The 20,593-nt window shown below is 73.0% G+C and carries 23 protein-coding genes; 9 read left to right on the plus strand and 14 right to left on the minus strand.

Annotation, left to right across the window (positions count from 1 at the left end):
- Positions 1-101: 101 nt before the first annotated feature.
- Complete coding sequence (locus Pta02_RS31390; protein ID WP_203878600.1) at positions 102-383, minus strand: metal-sensitive transcriptional regulator; 282 nt, start codon at positions 381-383, stop codon at positions 102-104.
- Positions 384-534: 151 nt separating this feature from the next.
- On the opposite strand from Pta02_RS31390, the gene Pta02_RS31395 reads away from it, so the two are divergent.
- Positions 535-1,179 (plus strand): MFS transporter, encoded by a 645-nt coding sequence (locus tag Pta02_RS31395; RefSeq protein ID WP_203878601.1) that lies wholly within the window; start codon positions 535-537, stop codon positions 1,177-1,179.
- A gap of 66 nt (positions 1,180-1,245) precedes the next feature.
- Positions 1,246-1,878, plus strand: coding sequence for a TetR/AcrR family transcriptional regulator (locus Pta02_RS31400; RefSeq protein WP_203878602.1), 633 nt, complete (start codon positions 1,246-1,248; stop codon positions 1,876-1,878).
- Positions 1,879-1,900: 22 nt separating this feature from the next.
- On the opposite strand, the gene Pta02_RS42385 is transcribed toward Pta02_RS31400, so the two are convergent.
- From Pta02_RS42385 to Pta02_RS31415, 3 genes are all read right to left on the minus strand, one after another.
- Positions 1,901-2,053 carry a helix-turn-helix domain-containing protein gene (locus Pta02_RS42385; protein WP_203878663.1) on the minus strand — a complete coding sequence of 51 codons (153 nt, stop codon included), beginning with the start codon at positions 2,051-2,053 and terminating at the stop codon, positions 1,901-1,903.
- A 19-nt stretch (positions 2,054-2,072) separates the two neighbouring features.
- On the minus strand, positions 2,073-2,687 hold the full coding sequence (locus tag Pta02_RS31410) for a DUF1707 SHOCT-like domain-containing protein (RefSeq protein WP_203878603.1): 615 nt from the start codon (positions 2,685-2,687) through the stop codon (positions 2,073-2,075).
- Between the two features lie 91 nt (positions 2,688-2,778).
- Complete coding sequence (locus Pta02_RS31415) at positions 2,779-3,378, minus strand: TetR/AcrR family transcriptional regulator (RefSeq protein WP_203878604.1); 600 nt, start codon at positions 3,376-3,378, stop codon at positions 2,779-2,781.
- Positions 3,379-3,490: 112 nt separating this feature from the next.
- On the opposite strand from Pta02_RS31415, the gene Pta02_RS31420 reads away from it, so the two are divergent.
- Complete coding sequence (locus Pta02_RS31420) at positions 3,491-4,153, plus strand: class I SAM-dependent methyltransferase (RefSeq protein WP_203878605.1); 663 nt, start codon at positions 3,491-3,493, stop codon at positions 4,151-4,153.
- 28 nt (positions 4,154-4,181) lie between these two features.
- On the opposite strand, the gene Pta02_RS31425 is transcribed toward Pta02_RS31420, so the two are convergent.
- The 8 genes from Pta02_RS31425 to Pta02_RS31460 all read right to left on the minus strand — a co-directional run bounded on the left by Pta02_RS31425 (position 4,182) and on the right by Pta02_RS31460 (position 13,040).
- Positions 4,182-5,471, minus strand: a complete 1,290-nt coding sequence (locus Pta02_RS31425; protein ID WP_203878606.1) for a YibE/F family protein — start codon at positions 5,469-5,471, stop codon at positions 4,182-4,184.
- Positions 5,472-5,674: 203 nt separating this feature from the next.
- On the minus strand, positions 5,675-6,820 hold the full coding sequence (locus Pta02_RS31430) for an alpha/beta hydrolase family protein (RefSeq protein ID WP_203878607.1): 1,146 nt from the start codon (positions 6,818-6,820) through the stop codon (positions 5,675-5,677).
- A gap of 125 nt (positions 6,821-6,945) precedes the next feature.
- Complete coding sequence (locus tag Pta02_RS31435; protein WP_203878608.1) at positions 6,946-7,881, minus strand: fumarylacetoacetate hydrolase family protein; 936 nt, start codon at positions 7,879-7,881, stop codon at positions 6,946-6,948.
- Positions 7,882-7,953: 72 nt separating this feature from the next.
- Positions 7,954-8,892, minus strand: a complete 939-nt coding sequence (locus Pta02_RS31440) for a VOC family protein (RefSeq protein WP_203878609.1) — start codon at positions 8,890-8,892, stop codon at positions 7,954-7,956.
- Between the two features lie 12 nt (positions 8,893-8,904).
- Positions 8,905-9,921 (minus strand): amidohydrolase family protein, encoded by a 1,017-nt coding sequence (locus Pta02_RS31445; RefSeq protein ID WP_203878610.1) that lies wholly within the window; start codon positions 9,919-9,921, stop codon positions 8,905-8,907.
- Between the two features lie 11 nt (positions 9,922-9,932).
- A complete protein-coding gene (locus tag Pta02_RS31450) occupies positions 9,933-11,060 on the minus strand; it encodes an FAD-dependent monooxygenase (protein ID WP_203878611.1) in 1,128 nt (375 codons plus the stop codon).
- A gap of 7 nt (positions 11,061-11,067) precedes the next feature.
- Positions 11,068-12,027: a cyclase family protein gene (locus tag Pta02_RS31455; protein WP_203878612.1), complete on the minus strand. Its 960-nt coding sequence runs from the start codon at positions 12,025-12,027 to the stop codon at positions 11,068-11,070.
- Positions 12,027-13,040 (minus strand): fumarylacetoacetate hydrolase family protein, encoded by a 1,014-nt coding sequence (locus tag Pta02_RS31460; protein WP_203878613.1) that lies wholly within the window; start codon positions 13,038-13,040, stop codon positions 12,027-12,029. Before Pta02_RS31460 ends, Pta02_RS31455 begins: the two co-directional genes overlap by 1 nt.
- 115 nt (positions 13,041-13,155) lie before the next feature.
- Here Pta02_RS31460 and Pta02_RS31465 point away from each other — a divergent pair, with 115 nt between their 5' ends.
- The 4 genes from Pta02_RS31465 to Pta02_RS31480 all read left to right on the plus strand — a co-directional run bounded on the left by Pta02_RS31465 (position 13,156) and on the right by Pta02_RS31480 (position 17,289).
- Positions 13,156-14,085: a LysR family transcriptional regulator gene (locus tag Pta02_RS31465; RefSeq protein WP_203878614.1), complete on the plus strand. Its 930-nt coding sequence runs from the start codon at positions 13,156-13,158 to the stop codon at positions 14,083-14,085.
- Between the two features lie 268 nt (positions 14,086-14,353).
- Positions 14,354-15,415, plus strand: a complete 1,062-nt coding sequence (locus tag Pta02_RS31470) for an MFS transporter (RefSeq protein WP_203878615.1) — start codon at positions 14,354-14,356, stop codon at positions 15,413-15,415.
- A 144-nt stretch (positions 15,416-15,559) separates the two neighbouring features.
- Positions 15,560-16,645 (plus strand): S-(hydroxymethyl)mycothiol dehydrogenase, encoded by a 1,086-nt coding sequence (locus Pta02_RS31475; protein WP_203878616.1) that lies wholly within the window; start codon positions 15,560-15,562, stop codon positions 16,643-16,645.
- Entirely contained in the window at positions 16,642-17,289 is a 648-nt protein-coding gene (locus tag Pta02_RS31480) for an MBL fold metallo-hydrolase (protein WP_239131368.1), read from the plus strand. The genes Pta02_RS31475 and Pta02_RS31480 overlap by 4 nt, the downstream gene beginning before the upstream one ends.
- Before the next feature lie 62 nt (positions 17,290-17,351).
- Here Pta02_RS31480 and Pta02_RS31485 read toward each other — a convergent pair whose 3' ends face one another.
- Positions 17,352-17,825, minus strand: coding sequence for a VOC family protein (locus Pta02_RS31485; protein WP_203878617.1), 474 nt, complete (start codon positions 17,823-17,825; stop codon positions 17,352-17,354).
- A gap of 113 nt (positions 17,826-17,938) precedes the next feature.
- A complete protein-coding gene (locus tag Pta02_RS31490) occupies positions 17,939-18,859 on the minus strand; it encodes an MBL fold metallo-hydrolase (RefSeq protein WP_203878618.1) in 921 nt (306 codons plus the stop codon).
- A gap of 223 nt (positions 18,860-19,082) precedes the next feature.
- Here Pta02_RS31490 and Pta02_RS31495 point away from each other — a divergent pair, with 223 nt between their 5' ends.
- Positions 19,083-19,406, plus strand: a complete 324-nt coding sequence (locus tag Pta02_RS31495) for an STAS domain-containing protein (protein ID WP_203878619.1) — start codon at positions 19,083-19,085, stop codon at positions 19,404-19,406.
- 129 nt (positions 19,407-19,535) lie between these two features.
- Positions 19,536-20,387: a DUF72 domain-containing protein gene (locus Pta02_RS31500; RefSeq protein WP_377237702.1), complete on the plus strand. Its 852-nt coding sequence runs from the start codon at positions 19,536-19,538 to the stop codon at positions 20,385-20,387.
- Positions 20,388-20,593 lie beyond the last annotated feature (206 nt).

Consider the following 20,593-nt stretch of genomic DNA (forward strand, 5'->3'; position numbering starts at 1 on the left):
GGCACCTGGGCCGGTGCCGTCGTCGAGCGGTCGTCTTCTCCACTGGACCCGGCGAACGTAGCGGGAACGGGAGCGCGGAGGGTGCCGAAGGGGTGCGGAGCTCAGGAGCGCACCAGCCGGGCGATGGCCTCGGAGGCCTCCTTGACCTTGGCCTCGGCCTCGGCGCCGCCCTTGGCGGTGGCGTCGGCCACACAGTGCGCCATGTGCTCCTCCAGCAGCGCCAGGGCGAAGGACTGCAGGGCACGGTTGGCCGCCGAGACCTGCGTCAGGATGTCGATGCAGTATTTGTCCTCGTCGACCATGCGCTGCAGGCCGCGCACCTGTCCCTCGATGCGGCGCAGCCGCTTGAGGTGGTCCTGCTTGTCGTGGCTGTATCCGGCCATGTGCCCGCCTCCGGTCGTCTCCGCGTCACCTGTCTTAACACTATACCCCCGTACGGTATTTCGGAAGTGGACGGGAAAGCAACCCGAACATCGGTGTTCGGTTTGTGCTGCCTTAATCCGAACACGGATGTTCGATTTAAGGCAGGCTCCCATGGCTCACCCGGCAGCCCACCCCCACGCGGTCCCGCATTCCGCGCCGCCCGACCCCCGCCGCCGGCGGGCTCTGGTCGTCCTGTGCCTGGCGCAGTTCATGGTGATCCTCGACATCACCGTGGTGAACATCGCCCTGCCCGCCATCGGCGCCGACCTCGCCCTCGACCGGTCCGCCGTGACCTGGGTCGTCACCGCCTACACGCTCTGCTTCGGCGGTCTGATGCTGCTCGGCGGCCGGCTGTCGGACCTGTACGGCCGCCGCCGCGTCTTCCTGACCGGCCTGGTCGTGTTCACGCTGGCCTCGCTGCTGTCGCCGTCGGCGCTGTCGATCGTGACCACCACCTTCCACGGACCCGAGCGGCACCGCGCGCTCGGCGTGTGGGCGGCGATCGGCGGCGGTGGCGCCGCTGCGGGCGTCCTGCTCGGCGGGGTGCTCACCTCCGGGCCCGAGCTCGGCGCCGGTCTCGGTGTCGCCCTCATCTCGACCCTCGCCGCGACCGGCATCGGCGCCGCGCAGCTCGGTGGTTTCGGGGACGCCTACCGGGCGGCGGCGATCGGTGCGGCCGTCGTCGCGGTGACCGTCGCCTTCGTCCTGCCCAAGGGACGCCCTCCGGTGACCGACGGCCCGATCTTCGCCCACTGAGCGGGATCGTACGCTTGCCCCATCGGTCCGGACTTCGCCCATCGAGCGGGATCGTACGCTTGCCCCATGGCCACCGACTCCACCGGCACCGCTCCCGGCGCCGGCCCCCGCACCAGGCGCCGGGCCGACGCCGAGCGGAGCATCGCCTCCATCGTCGAGGCCGCGCTCGCCGCCTTCCGCCGGGACACCGACGCCACCATGGCCGACATCGCCCGTACCGCCGGGGTCGGCCGGGTCACCCTCTACAGCCACTTCCCCTCCCGGGAGGACCTGCTCGACGAGGTGATGAGACGCGCCATCGACGATGCCCGCGCCGTCCTGACCGCGGTCCCGGCGGAGGGCCTGCCCGCCCGGGAGGCGCTGGCGGGGGTGATCCGCTCGTGCTGGCAGGTCCTGGACCGCTACCGCAGCCTGCACGCCGCGGCCACCCGCGTTCTCGGCCCCGAGCGCATGCGCGACCACCACGACGAGCCCATGGCCACGATCGGTGCGCTGGTCGACCGCGGGCGGGAAGAAGGCAGCATACGCGCCGACCTCCCGCGTGACTGGCTGCTCGCCACGGTCTACAGCCTCCTGCACGCGGCCGCCTCCGAAGTCGAGGCGGGGCGGCTCCCGGCGGGGGAGGCCGCCGCCGCCTTGGAGGCGACCGTGGACTCCGCGCTCTCCCCGGTCCGCCAACCGGCCGCCGATTCCCGGTGACGCTCCGGCGCCGGAGGGTGGGTCAGGTGCGGCCGGTGGCCGGGCCGGCGGCCTGCAGGTCCCGGTGCGCCCGTTCCGGCCGGGCTCTGCGCAGATAGCCGGTCGGAGTGGTGCCCAGGTGGCGGCGGAAGGCGTACTGGACCGCCCGCGGGCTGGTGCCGACGGCTCGGGCGATCTCGGCGACGGGCGTCCGATCAGGGGTGCGGGCGGCGGCGCAGCCAGTCCCAGAAGCTGCGGCGCGGCCGCCGGACGACGACGGATCCGCTCTTCACCGAGCCCGACACGGTGACCAGCAGCTTGACCGGTGCACCGGGTTCGAGTCGCGCGCGCTGCCGGATGCTGCCGCTGCGGACCGTGACGCTGTCGACGTCCGCCGCCACGCCGGGCGGCACGATCAGCAACAGCCGGCCGCTGCCGATCGCGACCGAGAGATCCATGGCCGGGTGCGTGAGGACGGCCTGGGTGAAGTCGAGGATCGCATGCCCGCTGCCGATCTCCACCTCCATGCGGCGGGGCACCGCCCACACCCCGTCCCGCCGGATCTGGCCGCTGCCCGTCTTCAGGTGGATGAGCTCCTTGGAGACCGGAGCGGGGGTCCGGGCCGCACCGGGAGCGGCGGGCAGGTCACGCAGGACCGCTTCGAGCTCGCCGTACGTGCGCGCCGCCAGCGCCACCTCGAGCCGCTGGTCGAGCTCCTCCAGCGTGAGGCGGCCGTCGCCCGCGGCGACCCTGAGCTTCTCCGCGACCTCGTCGCGCTCCTCGTGTGAGACACGTAGGTCACGGCGCTCCGGCACCAGATCACCCGACATATCGCGAAGTATAGTGCGCCCGCATCGAGAATTGCGATCTTGGAGGTCGCCTGTGGCCGACTGCGCGGGCGACGGCCGGCCGGGGATGCGCTCACTCCGCGGGTGAGGGCCGCCGGCCGGAGTCCCGCTCCAGCAGCGTCCGCACGCCGGGGATGACGGTCGCGCGGAACGCCGTGTCCAGCTCGGCCGGGGTGGCTGTGATCTCGTCGTCGGCCCAGGCGCGCGTCAGGGCCATGAACGCCCCGACGGCGCAGGTGACCACCAGGTCGAGGTGGGGGGAGGGGGCCGCGCCCCGGGCGAGCAGCTCGTCGCGGACGGCGGCGGTCAGCAGGCGCTCCCCGTGCGCCACCACCTCCCGGCCGCCACGCCGTCCGAGCAGCGCGCGCACCAGCCTGCGCTGCTCCTGCACGTGCTCGAACATCGCCAGGCTGAAGGCGAACAGCGGGCCGCCGGCGTCCGGGGACGGGCGCAGGAAGTCCAGCTCCTCCAGGGAGCCGAACAGCACCGCCTGCTTGTCGGTGAAGTGGGCGTAGAAGGTCGAGCGGCCGACGTCCGCGCGGTTGATGAGATCGGTGACGGTCACCGGCTCATACCCCTTCTCCAGGATCAACTCCATCAGCGCGTGCCGGATCGCCGCGCGGGTGCGCCGTACCCGCCTGTCGGGGTTCCCGGGCGCTGCGTTTCCGGGCACTTCACCGCTCCCTGTCCAGTACGGCACACCACGCCGGAAGTGATGATTGACCCGTCCACGCTAGCGAACAGATCATCCATAAGTGAACAGGTTGTTCGAGAGGAGAGAACCGATGGGTCTGGGAAAACTGCTGCACGACCACACCGGCCACACCGAACACGCCGATGAGGGGGGAACGATCGACCACCCGCGCGCCTACGAGCTCGTGGCCGAGATCGGCTTCCTCGGGCGGCGGCGCGAGATCTTCACCCGGCTGGCCGCCCTGTCCGGAGTGCGCCCGGGCGACCGGGTACTCGACGTGGGCTGCGGCACCGGCTACCTGACCCGGATCCTGGCCCCGGTCGCCGGCCCGTCCGGGCAGGTGACCGGCGTCGACCCGGCCGAATCCATGATCGGGCACGCCCGCCGCCGCGCCCCGGGCAACTGCTCCTACCAGGTGGGCGTGGGCCAGGCGCTGCCGGTGCCCGACGCCTCCGTCGACGTGGTGGTCTCCAGCCTGGCCGTGCACCACATGCCGGTCGACGCGCGCGGCACCGCCGTACGGGAGATGTTCCGGGTGCTGAAGCCGGGCGGGCGTCTGCTGATCGCGGAGTTCCGCCCGCCCTCCAACCATCTGCTCGCCCACCTGGCCGGCGCCCTGACCGGCCCCGAGATGCGGCACAACCCGAAGGACCTGCTCGCCGGCCTGATCCCGGAGGCCGGGTTCCACGTCCAGGACGAGGGCGACCTGCCGGTCATGCTCGCCTACGTCCGGGCCGTACGGCCGGCGGCCTGACGCGCCCCGGCACCCGCCGGGCGGACGGTCAGCGGACGGGGTCGGGCAGGACGTCCGGGGGACGGCGGTGGCGGGCCCCGGACGCCGGGTGGTCGGGGTGATCGTGGTCGGGGTGGTCGTGGCCGGAGTGGGTACGGCGGGCGCCGGCCAGCGCGGCCAGGGCGGTGGTGATCGGGACGGCCGAGATCAGCCCTAGGGTGCCCGCGACGCTGCGGACGATCTCCTGGGCCAGGACGGGGTTGGTCACGACCTGGCCGACGGGCTCCTCGCCGACGCTGATGAGCAGCAGCAGAGGCAGGGAGGCGCCGGCGTAGGCCAGGACGATCGTGTTGATCACCGAGGCGATGTGCATGCGGCCGACCCGGGAGGCGGCCCGGTACAGCTGGGCGAAGCCGTAGCCGGGATTGGCGTGGGCCAGCTCGGCGACGGTGGCGGCCTGGGTGACGGTGACGTCGTCGAGCACGCCGAGTGAGCCGATGATGATGCTGGCCAGCAGCAGGCCCTGGGTGTTGATGCGGTAGCTGCTGTCCAGGTAGAAGGAGCTCTCGTCGGTGATGCCGTTGAGGTCGACCAGGCCGATGGCGGCATACGACAGCAGGCCGGTCAGGCTGAGGCTGATCACGGTGCCCACGATCGCCGTGGAGGTGGTGACGTTGAAGCCGTGGGTGAGGTACAGCACCGTGAGCATGATCGCGGCGGAGCCGACGATCCCCACCAGCAGCGGCGGCTGGCCGGCCAGGATCCCCGGGATGACGAACATCAGCAGCAGGACGAAGGTGATGGCCAGCCCGACCAGCGCCGACACCCCGCGCCAGCGGCCGAAGGCGATCACGGCCAGCGAGAACGCGGCGCCGACCAGCCACAGCGGGGTGGACCGGTCGTGGTCGGAGATCTGGTACGGCGGCACGTCGAGCGTGGTGTCGGTGGTGTGGATCAGCACCACGTCGTCGCCCTCGGCGAACCGCTGCGCGCCGGGGCCGCTGGGCAGCGGGCTGGTGACGCGCTGCCCGGAGTCCTCGCCGCTGGTGAGCAGGACCCTGGCGTCACCGCAGGTGGCGGGGTCCGCAGGCACCGTCGCGGCCTGGGCCTGCCCCTCGATGGGAGGCTCCTGGGGGCAGGGGGTCAAGGTGATGCCGGCGATCGTCCCGGTGACCCGCTCCAGTTTCGCCTGCTCGGCGGTGGAGACGGGCTCGGTCGGCCACATCCACACCAGCGCCGCGAGGGTGGCGACCGCCAGGGGGACGATGACGGCCAGGGTCGCCCACACCGTCGCCCGTGATCGGGGGACGGACGGGCCGTGCGAGTGGTTGGCACCCATGGCGTCGGAGCTCTCCTTGCGGGCGGGTTCGCGGGAACGGGCGGTGCCGCCACGGGGTCCGGCCGGCGCGGTCCGGGCCCCGTGGGGCGATTCATACCGTCCTAGGGTAGGAGTACGGCGCACCGCTCTCGTTCGGCTTCGGCGGACCGGCCACCCCGCCGGAGCCCGAACCCCCGGTTTTCACGGACGACCTGCGGCGGGGCTCACCTCCAGAACGCGATCTCGGGGAAGGCCGGGGAGGGCCCGTCCAGCAGCTCCCGCCCGCGCCCGCGCAGGTGCCGGTCCATGAAGGCGGTCACGTAGGCCCGGGTGACCTCCAGCTCCCTGGCCGTCCGCCCGGCCAGCAGCGGATAGTCGGTGAAGGAGACGTGGTCGCCGCCCTTCACCGACAACCAGCGCTTCCAGCCCGTCATCAGCGCCCAGTCGCGGCCCCAGGTGAAGTCCTGGCCGCCCGGCTCGTGGATCCCGCCCGCCCCCATCAGCATGAACGGCCGAGCCAGGCCCCCGGCCGGGACGGGCGCGAAGAAGGTGCCGTCCATGTTGACCCCGGCGCGCACCCGCCCGTCCTTCAGCATCGTCCAGGACGTGCTCGAACCGCCCAGCGAGTGCCCGGCCATGCCGACACGCGAGCGGTCGACGAGCCGGGCGCCCTTCCACACCGGGTGCCGGCCGAGCAGCTCGTCGAGTACGAACGACACGTCCGCCTGCCGTCCCGCGACCGCCTTGGCGCCGAACGCCCACGGGTCGGCCTCCTGCTGCGCGCAGGCCGCGCAACGGGCCAGCCGGCCGCCGGGCAGGCTGGTGCCGTACGACTCGTGCACGTGATCGATGCCGGCGACCACGTACCCCCGGCTGGCCAGCTCCTCCGCCAGAGCGGTCAGCGACGAGCGCGGCATCGTGAACCCGGGCGAGAGCACCACCAGCGGCAGCGTGCCCGGGCGCCCGGCCGGGCGGGCCCCGGCCACGGCGTGGGTCGCGGCGCCGCTGACCGCCCGGCTCGGGACACCGGTGACCCCCTGGCCCTCCAGCAGGGCCGCGGCCTCCTCGTCGGTCATGTACGGCGCGGGCCGGCCGCCGCCCTTCCCGGCGGGGTACCACAGCGAGACCATGAGCTGCCTGGCCTCCTCGGCGGGCACCCAGGGGTCGGGGCGGGTGCGGTCGACCAGGTGCAGGCTGACGGTCCCCACCGGCCGGGGCCCGGTCGGCGCGGGAAGCGCCAGGCTCACGTCCTGCGCGGGTCCGACTCCTGCGGGATCGGCGGCGTGGGCGGGGACGGCCGCCAGAAGGGCGAGCAGGCCCGCCGTGACGGCGCCCGCGACGCCGGCGCCGCGCGTGATCTTGATTTTCATGCCGCCCATGATTTTCGATCACGCGCGGGTCCGGCTTCGTCCGAACGTCCGCCTTCACCTGCCACTTCGGGCGAAGACCCGGTGCCGTGTGCGACTCCGGGATGACCCGGCCACGGGGGCCGGGGTCAGGGCCGGTCGCGCGGGCGCCTGCGGGCGGGCGGGACCGGTTCGGGGACGGCGCCGGGGACGACGGTGTTGGAGACGGTGCCGATGCCCTCGACGGTGAGGGTGACGACGTCTCCGGGCTTCAGCGGGGGCGGGTCCTGCTCGCCGCGCAGGCCCCACAGCTCGGCCAGGCAGCCGCCGTTGCCGCAGGTGCCCGAACCCAGCACGTCGCCGGGCCGTACCCACGCGCCCCGGGAGGCGTAGGCGAGGAGCTCCTCGAACGGCCAGCCCATGTTCGACAGCAGGTCCCGGCCCACTTCGACCCCGTTGACCTCGGCCGTCAGCGCCAGGCGCAGGAAGCCGTCGGCGTCGCGGTACGGCTCCAGCTCGTCGGCCGTGACCAGCCACGGGCCGAGGGTGGTGGCGGAGTCCTTGCCCTTGCAGGGACCGAGCCCGACCTGCATCTCCCGCGACTGCAGGTCGCGGGCCGACCAGTCGTTGAAGATCGTGTAGCCGAAGATGTGGTCGCGGGCCCGCTCGGGGGAGAGATCGCGGCCCTCGCGGCCGATGACCGCGGCCACCTCCAGCTCGAAGTCCAGGGCGCGGCAGCCCGGCGGCACCGGGACGTCGTCGTGGGCGCCGATCATCGCGTGGGGGTTGGTGAAGTAGAACGTCGGCGCGTCGTACCAGGCGTCAGGGACGCCCGCCGCGCCGCTCACGCTGCGGCGCACGCCCTCGACGTGCTCCTCGAAGGTGACGAAGTCGCGGACCGAGGGCGGCTCGACCGGCGGGAGCAGCCGCACCTCGGCCAGCGGCACGGCCGCCCCGGTTCCCGGGACGGAGCCGGTACGGACGACGTCGAGCAGGTCGGTCCCCTCGGGGAAGGGCAGGACCGCCTCGCCGTCGACGACGCCGCTGCGGCGCAGGCCCTGGTGGTGGTAGGTGGCCAGACGCATGGTGCTCTCCGGATAGCCAGGTGGGGATCAGGCGGGTGGGGATCGGACCGGCGGGGCTCAGACAGGCGGGGCTCAGACAGGCGGGGCGACGAAGACGCCGCGGTCGACGTCGTTGAAGGACTCCTTGGCGACCAGCTCGTTCATCGGGTTGGCGGTGCCCCACTGGTCGGTGACCTCCGGCTGGGAGAAGTCGTAGACGTGCGGGTGCCAGGCGTCCTCGTCCAGCTCCTCCAGCTCGGTGGTGTACTCCACGGTGTTGCCGTGCGGGTCCATGAAGTAGGAGAAGGTGTTGTCGCCCGCCAGGTGGCGGCCCGGCCCCCAGATCATGCGCACGCCCGCGCGCAGCAGCCGGCCGGTGCCGTACATGTACTCGTCCAGGCCGCGCAGCTCGAAGCTGATGTGGTGCAGCGAGGCGTGCGGGCCGCGGGCGATGGCCATGCTGTGGTGCCGGGGGTTGCAGCGCATGAAGTGCATGACCTTGCCCATGCGCGGGTGGGCAAGGGTGTCCGACAGCGCGAAGTCCAGGTGGGTCTCGTACCAGGCGCGGGTGGCGTCGATGTCGGGGGCGTTGAGCACCACGTGCGAGAGCCGGACCGGTACCGCCTCCTTGGCCTCCAGCCTGCGGTGGGCGCGCACGGCGACGTCGGCGGAGACCTCGACGGTGCGGCCGTCGATGTCGAAGAGGCGGAGGCCGTACCCGCCGCCGGGGGTGTCGATCTTCCCGGGCTCGGAGACCAGCCGGACGCCCGCGGCGCTCAGCCGCTCGGCGAGGGCGTCGACGTCGGCCGGGGTGGCGGCGCCGAAGGCGATGAGGTCGAGGCGCTTCTCCTCGGCCTGGCGCAGCCGGATGATGTACTGCTCGGGCGAGCCCTCGGCGGCCAGGAAGCTGATCCCGGAGTCGTCGGCGACCTCGGTCAGGCCCCAGACGCCGGCGTAGAACTCGCGCTGCCTGTCGTAGTCGGGCACGGCCAGGTCGACGTGGCGCAGGTGAGTGATGAGGCGGTCGGACATGGTGGTTGTTCCTTAGAGATCGAAGAGAGCGGCGGCGTTGCCGCCGCGGATCGCGTCGCAGGTCTCCCGGTCGAACCCGGCGGCGCACAGCCGGTCCACGGGGTCCTCGACGCCCATGTCGAAGGGGTAGTCGGAGCCGAGCACCACCCGGGACGCCCCGGCGGCGCCGACGAGGGCGCGCAGGGCGGCGGGCTCGTAGACGAGCGAGTCGAACCAGATCCGCCCCAGGTAGGAGCCGGGCGGCTCGGCGCAGCCGCGCGCCTCGGGCCGCACCCGCCGGCCGTGGTCGGCCCGGCCCAGGTACGTGGGCAGGTAGCCGCCGCCGTGCGCCGCGAGGACCTTCAGCCCCGGGTGCCGGTCCAGCACCCCGGAGAAGATCAGATGGGAGAGCGCGACGGCGTTCTCGACCGGCTGGCCGACGATGTTGGACAGGTAGAAGCGGTCCAGCCGCTCATCCAGCGTGCACCCGAACGGATGCAGGAAGACCACCGCCCCGCTGTCCGCCGCCCGTGCCCAGAACTCCTCATACGCCGGATCCGACAACTCCCGGCCGGGAGCGTGGGAGGAGATCTCCACGCCCTTCAATCCCAGGCCGAGGGCGTGTTCCAGGAGTTTCACCGTCAGTGAGGGGTGCTGGAGCGGGACCAGGCCCAGGCCGTACAGCCGGTCGGGGGCCTGCGCGCAGTGCTCGGCGACACCCTCGCCGGCCAGGCGGCAGACCCGCTCGGCGAGATCCTCGCCGGCCCAGTAGTGGTAGTGCGACGGGGACGGGCTGACGATCTGCACGTCCACTCCGGCGGCGTCCATGTCGGCCAGCCGTACCGGCACCTGCGTGAGCCGGGCGATCCGCTCGCCGACCATCCGGCCCGAGACCGCGAGGGACTCCGGGCCGTTGCGGCGGGCGTCCAGCTCACGGTGCGCCGCCAGCCCCGGCTGCCCGGCCACGGCCTGCTCGACCTGCGGCAGGATCACATGCGCGTGCACATCGACGGTCTTCACGGGTGTGGCGTTGGAGGAAGCGATGTCCATGGGAGCGGTGTTCACGGGCGCCGCGTCACCGTCGCGGAGATCCGCCCCATCAGGCCCGGCACGTCCGCGTCCGGCGCGGGGTCCAGCTGCCAGTCGGCCAGCTGCACGGACGCCTCGACCACGGCCTTCACCCGCTCGAAGCGGCGCTCCATGAAGGCGTCGAACAGCGACTGGTCCAGCCGGTCGGCGGCCAGCAGCAGCTCGGCCAGGACGGCGGCGTCCTCCAGGCACTGGGCGGCGCCCTGGGCGAGGGTGGGCGGGCAGGCGTGCGCGGCGTCGCCGATCAGGACGACGCGCCCGCGGTTCCAGGGCCGCTCCACCAGCAGCGACTCGAACCAGGTGTAGTTGATGCGGTCCGGATCGGTGATGTCGGCGCGGATCTCGTCCCAGGCGCCGCCGTACCCCTCGGCCAGGGCCCGCATGTGAGCCGGCTTGTCGGCGTCGGCGACCGACTCGCGCGGCCGGGCCTTCTCCACCAGGTAGGCGTACATGGTGTCCTCGCCGGTCGGGCAGTATCCGGCGATGAAGCACGGGCCGCCGTAGATCAGGTCGGTGCGCTCGACCCCCTCGGGGCGCCGGGTGTGGATGCGCCAGATGCCCATGCCGGTCGGCCGGGGGGCGGTGCCGACGCCGATGAGCCCGCGGACCGCGGAGCGGATGCCGTCGGCGCCCACGACCAGGTCGTAGGTCGCCGTGGTCCCGTCGGACAGCTCCGCCCGCACGCCGTCCCCGGTCTCGGTCAGGGAGGTCACGGTCAGGCCCGGCCGCAGCCGCGCCCCGGCCTCGCGTACGGCCTTGGTGAGGATCGCGGCCAGCTCGGGGCGGTTCATGCCGAGTGTGGCCGGCAGGTCGGGGCCGCCGGTGCGGGCGTCGGGGATCTCGGCGATCAGGTCCCCGCCGGGGGTCCGCAGCCCGAGGGAGTCGAAGGCGAAGCCCGCGGCGCCGACCTGGTCCCAGACGCCGAGGTCGCGCAGCACCCGCAGCGCGTTGCCCTGCAGCGTGATGCCCGAGCCCAGCGCGGCAGGCTCCGAATTGATCTCCGCGACGTCCACGGCGACGCCGCCGCGGGCGAGCAGGATCGCCAGGGCCGATCCGGCGGTGCCGCCGCCGACGATGAGGACGTTCCCTGCTGCTGTCATGGAGGCCTCACTTGATGGCGATGGGGTTGACGGGGGAGCCCACCGCGCCGGTGACGGGCAGCGGGGCGGCGACGAGGAAGAACTCGTGGACGCCGTCGGCCGCGCAGTGCGCCGCGAGGGCGTCCAGGTCCCACATCTCGCCGACGAGCAGCCCGATGTGGGGGATGACGACCTGGTGCAGGGGCTGGAAGGCGTGGTCGAACTCGTTCGGCCGCACCTCGAAGCCCCAGGTGTCGGTGGCGATCGCGGCGATCTCGGTGCGGTGCAGCCAGCCGGCGGTGGTGAACGACAGCCCCGGCGCGGGACCGCCGGCGTAGTCGCCCCAGCCGTCGCGGCGGGCCCGGGTGAGCTGCCCGGTGCGCACGCACACGATGTCGCCGCGGCCGACCGCGACGCCGTGCGCCCCGGCGGTGGCGGTCAGGTGCTCCTCGGTGATCGCGAAGCCGTCCGGCAGCTCGCCGTCGTCGCCGAACACGCGGCCGACGTCGAGCAGGACGCCGCGGCCCGCGACGGGGGCGGCCAGGTGCTCGATGCCGGTGACCAGGTCGCCCTCGCTGGTGACGACCTTGTCGGCGGGGCGGCCGTTCCAGGCCCTGCCGTGGTCGAAGATGTGGCCCAGGCCGTCCCACTGGGTGGAGCACTGCAACGGCATGGCGATGACGTCGTCGGCGCCGCCGAACCCGTGCGGGAAGCCCTGGTCGCCGTGGACGGCCTCCATGCCGGTGTCGGTCATGGTGTGCACCGGGTTGGTACGGCGCCGCCAGCCCTTCTGCGGGCCGTCGGTGTCGAAGCGCTGGGACAGGGAGAGGGAAACGCCGTGCCGTACGAGCGCGGCGGCCTCGCGGCGCCCGGCCTCGTCGATGAAGTTGACGGTGCCCAGGACGTCGTCGTCCCCCCAGCGGCCCCAGTTGGAGTACTTCGCGGCGGCCTCGGCGATGGCGCCCTCGGGGTCGGTCCGGCCGGGCATCACGCGTCGTCTCCGGTGGACTCGTCGTCTCCGGTGGACTCGGCCACGCACCGGTTGCGCTGCACGCCCAGGCCGGTGATCGTCCCCTCCATCACGTCGCCCGGACGCAGCAGCCGGCCCCAGTGCATGCCGTTGCCGGCCGGGCTGCCGGTGAGCACCAGGTCGCCGGGGAGCAGCTCCACGGTCTGCGAGACGTAGGAGACCAGCCGCGCCACGTCGAAGATCATGTCCTCGGTGGACTCGTCCTGCATGACCTCGCCGTTGAGCCGCAGCGTCACCTGCAGGTCGCCGGGGTCGCCGACGAAGGCGGACGGCACCAGATAGGGGCCGAGCGGGGTGAACGTCGGGGCGTTCTTGGCCCGCAGCCAGTCGGTGCCGATCTCCGGCATGTCGCGGCGGAACACCAGCTCGCGGGCCGTGAGGTCGTTGGCGAGGGTGTAGGCGGCCACGTGCTCCGGTGCTTCCTCCGGAGTCACCCGGTAGGCCGGGCGGCCGATCACCGCGGCCAGCTCCAGTTCCCAGTCCGGCTTCGCGCACCAGGACGGGATGACCACGTCGTCGTACGGGCCGGTGATCGAGGACGGCAGGCCGATGAACACATACGGCCGGTCCTCGGCGGCGCGGCGGTCCATCATCGCGGCGACCTCGGCCCGCACCTGCTCGGCGGGGCGGCCGTCCGCGGGTTCGTGGGCCACCGCCAGGTCGATGACGTGGGTGCGGTAGTTGGCGCCGGACTGCAGGATCTGCCGGGGCTCGACCGGAGCGTGCACCCGCAGGTCCGGCAGCGGCAGCCACGTTCCCTCCGGCGATCCGGCGGCGGCGTGCAGCAGCGGCAGGACGTCGTCCCAGCGTTCCAGCAGGGCCCGCGTGGTCAGGTCCGGCACGCCGAGCACGGGGACGGTGCGCAGGTCCAGGACCCGGTCGTCGGTGACCAGGCCGGGGAAGGCGGGGCCGCCGCCTGCGGAGAAGGTGCCGAGCGCGAACGGGCCGGCAAGGGGCGGGTGTGTTTCCACGGTGTTTCCTCCCGGTGCGGTGCCCCCAACCTTGGGCTAACGTGGCGAATCTGGGAAATCGATTCCCCGGATCGGATCAATCCGTCAGACGAATAACCGCGGGGAAGGAGGAGCTGTGAACCTCGCCAGCCTGGACCTGAACCTCGTGGTCGCCCTGCACGCTCTGCTGGAGGAGCGCAGCGTCACCCGGGCCGGCAGGCGGATCGGGCTCAGCCAGCCGGCGGCCAGCGCCGCCCTGGCCAGGCTCCGCCGCCACTTCTCCGACGACCTGCTGGCCAGGAAGGGCAACAGCTACGAGCTGACCCCGCTGGGCGCCGCGCTGCGGGAACCCGCGGCGAACGCCTGCGGCGTGCTGGAGCGGTTGTTCACCAGCCGGGCGGACTTCCGGCCGGGCACCGAGCAGCGCGACTTCACCCTGCTCTCCTCCGACTACGCGATCGCGGTCTTCGGCGCCGAGCTCGCCCGCGTCCTGCACGCCGAGGCGCCCGGCGTCCGGCTGCACTTCCAGAACATGGACTCCCGGATCGTGGAGGCCACCGACACCGTGCTCGGCGGCGTCGACGGCGTGCTGGTCCCGCACGGGGTGATCAGCGGCTTCCCCGCCGTGGAGCTGTACCGTGACGAGTGGGTGTGCCTGATCTCCGCCGACCATCCCGACATCGGCGAGCGCATCACCATGGAGGACCTGGTCCGCCTGCCCTGGGCGGTCTACCGGCGCTTCTTCGACGCACCGGTCACCCGGCAGCTGGGCGCGCTGGGGCTGGAACCCCATGTGGAGGTCTCCGTGCAGTACTTCTCCCTGCTGCCCAACCTCGTGGCCGGGACCCGCCGGGTCACCCTGGTCCAGCGGCGCCTGGCCCGGATGCTGCAGGGGATCGCGCCGGTACGGGTGCTGCCCTGCCCCTTCGAGGCGGTGCCCCTGCAGGAGGCCCTGTGGTGGCATCCCGTGCACGGCCAGGACGCGGCGCACATCTGGCTGCGCGAGGCCGCCGCCCGGGTGGCCGCCGGCCTCGACGACCGGCCCGGACCCTCCGGCGCGACGTAGGCGCCCGGCCCTTCCGGCGTGGCGCACGGGCGGATTCCTCCGGCGTGGCGCATGGGCCGGATTCCTCCGGTGCGATGCAGGGGTCTGATCTCCGTTGTGATGCGGGGGCCTGATCTCCGTTGTGATGCGGGGGCCTGATCTCTGCTGTGATGCGGGGCCGGGCCATCCACCGCGTGGATGCGGGGTATCAGGATTTCCGTCTTCCGTGGACCGCGCCCCGTGCCGGACAGTGCTGTGCACCATCCCCGCGACTTCTAGCGAGGCCCGCATGTCCCAGCCGGCCACCGCGAAGCAGGCTGGTGCGCCCCAGCTCGTCCTGCTGCTCATCGGCAGCTGCATGCCCGTGCTCGGCGCCGTCCTGCTCTCCCCGGTCCTGCCCCGCATCAGTGAACACTTCGCCTCCACACCGGGCGTCGACGTCCTGGTCCCGGTGATCCTGACCATCCCGGCGCTGTTCGTCGCGCTCGGCGCCCCCTTCGCCGGCGCCGTCGCCGACCGGTTCGACCGCAAGCGCCTGCTGATCGTCACCATGGTCGGCTACGCGATCGCCGGCACCGCGACCGCCTTCTTCGCGCTCGGCGGGCTGCTCGGTGCCGACGGCTGGCGCACGCCGTTCTGGCTGTACGCCGCCGCCGCGCTCGCCGCGATCCCCATGGCGCTCCTCCTGCGGCAGCCCGCCGCGCATCAGGAAGACGCGCACCAGCAGGACGCGCGTCAGGAAGAGGCGCGTGACGGAGACCGGCAGCCCTGGCCCTGGCGGCCCCTGCTCGTCCCCTCCCTGGTCACCGTCGGCGGAGGCGTCGTCTTCTACACGCTGATCGTCCAGCTCGCCTACGTCCTGGACGGTGTGGGGATCTCCGATCCGGCGGTCATCGGAGGCGTCACCGCGCTCATGTCGCTGGCCACCGCCGTCGGGGCCGGCCTGTTCGCCAAGATCTCCGGCCGCGGGGCGCGCGTGCTGCTCATCGCGGAGTTCGCCCTGTCCGGTCTCGGCCTGCTCCTGATCGCCGCGACCGAGGCCGTCCCCGTGATCGTCGCGGGCGCCGTGCTGACCGGCTTCGCCACGGGACTGCTCCTGCCGACCCTGCTCACCTGGGCGGTCAACCGGCTGCCGTTCGCGCAGCGCGGCCGCGGCACCGGCCTGTGGACCGGAGCCCTGTTCCTGGGAGAGTTCCTCTCGCCCCTGCTCATCGGCGCCCTGGCCGCGGTGACCGGAGGGCTCGGCCCGTCCCTGGGGGTGATCGGCGTCGCGTCCCTGGTGCTGGCCGCCCTGGTGGCCACCGTACTGACCGTCCCCGCCGCGCCGCTCAACACCGTCCCGGCCGAATAGGGTCGAACAGGTACGGAGCCGTAGCGGGAACAGGCACGTCCGAACACGCGCCCGGCGGTCCCTTCCCGTCCGGGCGCGTCTCGCGTGATCATGCCTCCACCCTCCCTATCGTGGGTTCCCGGAACGAAGGAAAGGCAGTAGGCGATGGCATACGAAGTACGCGGCGTGATCGCGCGGGGCAAGGGCCAGGCCGTCTCACTGGAGACGGTCCACGTGCCCGACCCCGGTCCCGGGGAGGCGGTGGTCAACGTCCAGGCCTGCGGGGTGTGCCACACCGACCTGCACTACCGCGAGGGCGGCATCAACGACGACTTCCCGTTCCTGCTCGGCCACGAGGCCGCCGGCGTGGTCGAGGCCGTCGGCGAGGGCGTGAGCGGTCTGGCCCCGGGCGACTACGTGATCCTCAACTGGCGGGCGGTCTGCGGCCAGTGCCGGGCGTGTCTGCGCGGCCGTCCGTGGTACTGCTTCAACACCCACAACGCGACGCAGAAGATGACCCTGGAGGACGGGACGGAGCTGTCCCCGGCGCTGGGCATCGGGGCGTTCGCGGACAAGACCCTGGTGGCGGCCGGGCAGTGCACCAAGGTGGACCCGGCGGCGTCGGCGGCCGTGGCCGGTCTGCTGGGCTGCGGCGTGATGGCGGGCCTCGGCGCGGCCATCAACACCGGCGGCGTCACCCGCGGCGACAGCGTGGCCGTCATCGGCTGCGGCGGCGTCGGCGGCGCGGCCGTCCTGGGCTCGTCGCTGGCCGGAGCCGCGAAGATCATCGCGGTGGACGTCGACGACCGCAAGCTGGAGTGGGCCAAGAGCTTCGGCGCGACCCACACGGTCAACTCCCGCACCACCGACGCGGTCGAGGCGATCAGGGAGCTGACCGGCGGCTTCGGCGCGGACGTCGTGATCGAGGCGGTCGGCCGCCCGGAGACCTACAAGCAGGCCTTCTACGCCCGCGACCTGGCCGGGACCGTGGTGCTGGTGGGCGTGCCCACCCCGGACATGACGCTGGAGCTGCCGCTGCTGGACGTCTTCGGGCGCGGCGGTGCACTGAAGTCCTCCTGGTACGGCGACTGCCTGCCCAGCCGCGACTTCCCCATGCTCATCGACCTGTACCTGCAGGGGCGGCTGAACCTCGACGGCTTCGTCACCGAGACCATCGCGCTGGACGGGGTCGAGCAGGCGTTCGCCAAGATGCACCACGGTGAGGTCCTGCGTTCGGTGGTGACCCTGTGACGGGCGGCGTGACGGGCGGCGCGCGCATCGGCCACGCCGTCACCTCCGGCACCTTCAGCCTCGACGGCCAGACCTTCGACGTCGACAACAACGTCTGGGTGCTCGGGGACGACGCCGAGTGCGTGGTCTTCGACGCCCCCCACGACGTGGACGCCATCACCGGCCTGGTGGGGGAGCGGCGGGTGGTGGCCGTCATCGCCACCCACGCCCACGACGACCACATCAGGGTCGCGCCCGATCTGGCCCGCGCCACCTCGGCGCCCGTCCTGCTGCACCCCGACGACCTGCCGCTGTGGCGGATGACCCACCCCGACCGCGACCCGGACGGCTCCCTGACGGACGGCCAGGTCATCAAGGTCGCGGGCACCCGCCTGGAGGTCCTGCACACCCCCGGCCACGCCCCCGGCGCCGTCTGCCTGCACGCCCCCGACCTGGGCGCGGTCTTCACCGGCGACACCCTCTTCCAGGGCGGCCCGGGCGCCACCGGCCGGTCGTTCTCGGACTTCGGCACCATCGTCGCCTCGATCCGCGAACGCCTGCTGACCCTGCCCGGGGAAACGGCCGTGCACACCGGCCACGGCCCGTCCACGACGATCGGCGCCGAGAAACCCCACCTGGAGGAGTGGATCCGCCGGGGCCACTGAGCCGTCGGCCCGGAGGTGAGGGCGGGCATGGCAAGCACCTCGCAGGCGTTCCGGCCGCGGGCTCAGAAGAAGTCGGCGGTCTGGACGTACTCCATCGCCTTGGCGAAGACCGGGTCGCTCAGGCGGCGTTCCATCTCGTCGGGGGAGACGTCCTCGACGCGGGTCTGGATCCACCACAGGTTGCCGAACGGGTCCCTGACCCGGCCGACGCGGTCGCCGAAGTACAGGTGCGTGACCTCCGTGACCGACGTGCCGCCCGCCTCGACGGCCTGGTGGTGGGCGGCGTCGGCGTCGGGGACGTACAGGCGCAGGAAGGCCGGGGTGCGCGGCCAGCCCGGTCTGGAGTCGAACATCATCACCACCGCGTTCCCGATGCGCATCTCCGCGTGGCCTATGCGCCCCTCGTCGCCGACCACCCGGGCCAGCTCCACGGCGTCGAAGGCCCGGGTGAGGTAGGACATGAGCCCGGCCGTGTCGTAGGAGATGATCCACGGTGTGACGGTGGTGTAGCCCTCGGGGATCGGCTTGACGGTCATGGTTCCTCCGGGAATGTGAAGGTCGTCGATGCGACGCTATTCCGGAAGTAGGCCGGGTTCCGTCCTACAAGGGCCGGGGAATCATCCGCTGCCCGCCTCCGCGGCCGGCCGGGTCAGGGGAGTCCGGCCCAGGGGTCCTCGCGCCGCCACAGAGTGGGGAAGTGCACCCGGACGCCCTGCTCGGCGGCGAGCCGGTCGATGACGCGCATGGTGGCGTCGAGGTCGTCGCCGAGGTACGGCAGGGCGCGCAGGGGCCTGTCCAGGGGGCGGAAGAAGTCGTCCCAGTGGATGAGGACGACCCGGCGCGCGCCCACCGTCTCGACCGTCTCCCTCCAGTAGGCCCGGATGTAGTCCTCGTCCTGGACGCCCAGCTGGCCCACGCCGAGGTAGGCCACCTCGGCCGACCACCCGCTCAGGGCGCCCGGGACGAAGCCGGCGCTGCCCTGGATCAACGCGGTACGGCCGCTCGCGTGCCGGAGCAGCAGGGACCAGGCCTCGCCGCAGCGGTAGGCCGACGCCTTGACCGGCGGCACCACGGGACGGCCGATGGTCCCGGGATAGCGGTCGGGCGGGCAGTGGTGGGACTCGGCGAGCGTCAGCGCGAAGGCGCCGAACTCGACCCGTTCACCCGACGCGACCTGCACGATCCTGTCGCCGGGCAGGCCGCCGCCGCGCCCGACGTTGGCCGCGGACGCGCCGCCGACCAGCCGGGCTCCGGTGCGGGCCGCGACCGCCGCCGCGTCCATGGCGTGGTCGAAGTGGGTGTGCACGGGGATGAGCGCGTCGAGCGAGGTCACCCCGGCCCGTGTCAGGGCGGCGTCGATGCGCGCCCGGTCCGGGGCGATGCGCCGTACGCCCACCGACAGGAGCGAGGGGCGGGAGAAGAATCCGTCGGTCATGACGGCCGAGGCGCCGTCCTCCACGAGGAGGGTGGCCACGCCCAGGAAGGTGACGGACAGACCGGGACCGGCCTCGGGCAGGTCGAAGCGGTCCGCGTAACGGGAGATGTCTGGACGACCGAACCGGATTCTCATCGGGCGACCCTAGCCGAGGGCCGTCTCCCGCCGGAAGTTCCCGGCCGGCCCCGTGCCCGAGTGCCCGAAAGCCCTTTCCCTGCATGGGGTGCGGGCTGTTAGGCTGCGCGCAGGTGTGCCGGGAAGCCTGGTCGGCTCCGTTCCCGCATGTCTTCCAGGAGAACCGAAGCATGGTCAATACCGTCGTTCACGCTCCGTCCCCGCACCGCTCCGGGGCCGCGCTGTGAGCGAGGGCGAGCACTCCTCCGCCGGTCTGCACGCGGAGGTCGAGCCGTACGACGACCTGACCGTCCTCCACCTGACCGGGCACCTGAGCGGAGTGACCGCCCCGATGCTCCACGTGCTGCTGGCCAGGGAACTGGCCGCCCGGGTCCCGCCGGTCGTGATCGTGGACGTCAGGGCGCTGGACGCGATCGACTCCTCGGGCTGGGCCATCCTCGACGCCGCCGACCGGCACGCGCGCGACTCCGGTGGCCGGGTGATCGTCACCGGAGCCGACGGGGCGGCGTCCGGGCGCAGGCGGCCTCCGGGAACCGTGCTCCGGTGAAGGCCCGGGGCCGGGTCCGCTCACGCCCCGCGGAGATCGTCAGGAGAGCGGCGGCACCGTGCCGCAGGCCGGGCGGCCGGCGATCACCCGGATGGCACGCCCTCGCCGGACTCCGATAACGTCGAGGTCATGCGGCTTCACGTGGGATGCGCGATGTGGACTCACAAGCCATGGCAGGGGCGTTTCCTGCCCCATCCGCTTCCCGCCGGGGAGCGCCTGAGGGCCTACGCGACCTGGTGCAACGCCGTCGAGGGCAACACCACGTTCTACGCCACACCGGCCAGGAGCAGCGCGGAGTCGTGGGCGCGGCAGACTCCGCCCGACTTCCGCTTCGTGGTCAAGCTGCCCCGGACGATCACGCACGAGCGCCGTCTCACCGGCGCCGAGGAGGAGCTCCGGGCCTTCCTGGAGGCGATCGAGCCGCTGGGCCCGCGGGCCCACGCCCTGTGGGTGCAGCTGCCGGGGTCGTTCGGCCCGGCCGACCTGGCCGTCCTGGCCGGGTTCCTGCGCGCCCTGCCCGCCTCCCACCGGTACGCCGTCGAGGTCCGCCACCGCGCGTTCTTCGACGACCCGCAGTCCGGGCGCCTGCTGGAGCGGGTGCTCGCCGGTGCGAACGCCGAGTGGGTCCCCTTCGACACCACCGCCCTGTTCCGGAGTCCTCCGGCAAGTGACGCCGAGCGCGAGGCCTGGGCGAAGAAGCCGCGCCTGCCGCGCCGGTCGCTCGCCCTGACCGACCGCCCGATCGTGCGCTACATCGGCCGGGACGACGAGGCCGCCACGGTCGAGGGCTGGCAGCACTGGGTCGGCACGGTCGCCGAGTGGCTGCGCGAGGGCCGCTCGCCGACGGTGTTCGTCCACACCCCCGACAACGCCGACGCCCTCGCGCTCGCCCGCCGCTTCCACGACGAGGTGCGGGCCCGCCTGCCCGAGGTCGAGCCGCTGCCCGAGCCGCTCCCGGCCGAGCCGCTGACCCTCTTCTGACCTCCTTGCGGCCTCCGGTGCCCGCCCCTCAGCGGGGTACGGCCAGCACCCACTCGCGGTACCACCTCGAAGGTCCGCCCCAGGTCCAAATCCTGGATGGGGGAGCAGACCGTCTCGGCGCCGGAGATGCGGGCGAGCATGTCGGGGGACTCGTCGACCGCGACGACCGGATGGCCGAGGCCGACCAGGGGACGGGTGATGCGCCC

Origin of the sequence: Paraplanobispora takensis (assembly GCF_016863195.1) — a bacterium.
In the GTDB taxonomy this organism is placed as follows: Bacteria; Actinomycetota; Actinomycetes; order Streptosporangiales; family Streptosporangiaceae; genus Planobispora; species Planobispora takensis.

Bases quoted from the DNA above. Each gene is read 5' to 3' on its own strand.
- Pta02_RS31390 (WP_203878600.1), bottom strand. From the start codon at position 383: ATGGCCGGATACAGCCACGACAAGCAGGACCACCTCAAGCGGCTGCGC.
- Pta02_RS31395 (WP_203878601.1), top strand. From the start codon at position 535: ATGGCTCACCCGGCAGCCCACCCCCACGCGGTCCCGCATTCCGCGCCG.
- Pta02_RS31400 (WP_203878602.1), top strand. From the start codon at position 1,246: ATGGCCACCGACTCCACCGGCACCGCTCCCGGCGCCGGCCCCCGCACC.
- Pta02_RS31410 (WP_203878603.1), bottom strand. From the start codon at position 2,687: ATGTCGGGTGATCTGGTGCCGGAGCGCCGTGACCTACGTGTCTCACAC.
- Pta02_RS31420 (WP_203878605.1), top strand. From the start codon at position 3,491: ATGGGTCTGGGAAAACTGCTGCACGACCACACCGGCCACACCGAACAC.
- Pta02_RS31425 (WP_203878606.1), bottom strand. From the start codon at position 5,471: ATGGGTGCCAACCACTCGCACGGCCCGTCCGTCCCCCGATCACGGGCG.
- Pta02_RS31430 (WP_203878607.1), bottom strand. From the start codon at position 6,820: ATGAAAATCAAGATCACGCGCGGCGCCGGCGTCGCGGGCGCCGTCACG.
- Pta02_RS31435 (WP_203878608.1), bottom strand. From the start codon at position 7,881: ATGCGTCTGGCCACCTACCACCACCAGGGCCTGCGCCGCAGCGGCGTC.
- Pta02_RS31440 (WP_203878609.1), bottom strand. From the start codon at position 8,892: ATGTCCGACCGCCTCATCACTCACCTGCGCCACGTCGACCTGGCCGTG.
- Pta02_RS31445 (WP_203878610.1), bottom strand. From the start codon at position 9,921: ATGGACATCGCTTCCTCCAACGCCACACCCGTGAAGACCGTCGATGTG.
- Pta02_RS31450 (WP_203878611.1), bottom strand. From the start codon at position 11,060: ATGACAGCAGCAGGGAACGTCCTCATCGTCGGCGGCGGCACCGCCGGA.
- Pta02_RS31455 (WP_203878612.1), bottom strand. From the start codon at position 12,027: ATGCCCGGCCGGACCGACCCCGAGGGCGCCATCGCCGAGGCCGCCGCG.
- Pta02_RS31470 (WP_203878615.1), top strand. From the start codon at position 14,354: ATGTCCCAGCCGGCCACCGCGAAGCAGGCTGGTGCGCCCCAGCTCGTC.
- Pta02_RS31475 (WP_203878616.1), top strand. From the start codon at position 15,560: ATGGCATACGAAGTACGCGGCGTGATCGCGCGGGGCAAGGGCCAGGCC.
- Pta02_RS31485 (WP_203878617.1), bottom strand. From the start codon at position 17,825: ATGACCGTCAAGCCGATCCCCGAGGGCTACACCACCGTCACACCGTGG.
- Pta02_RS31490 (WP_203878618.1), bottom strand. From the start codon at position 18,859: ATGAGAATCCGGTTCGGTCGTCCAGACATCTCCCGTTACGCGGACCGC.
- Pta02_RS31500 (WP_377237702.1), top strand. From the start codon at position 19,536: ATGCGGCTTCACGTGGGATGCGCGATGTGGACTCACAAGCCATGGCAG.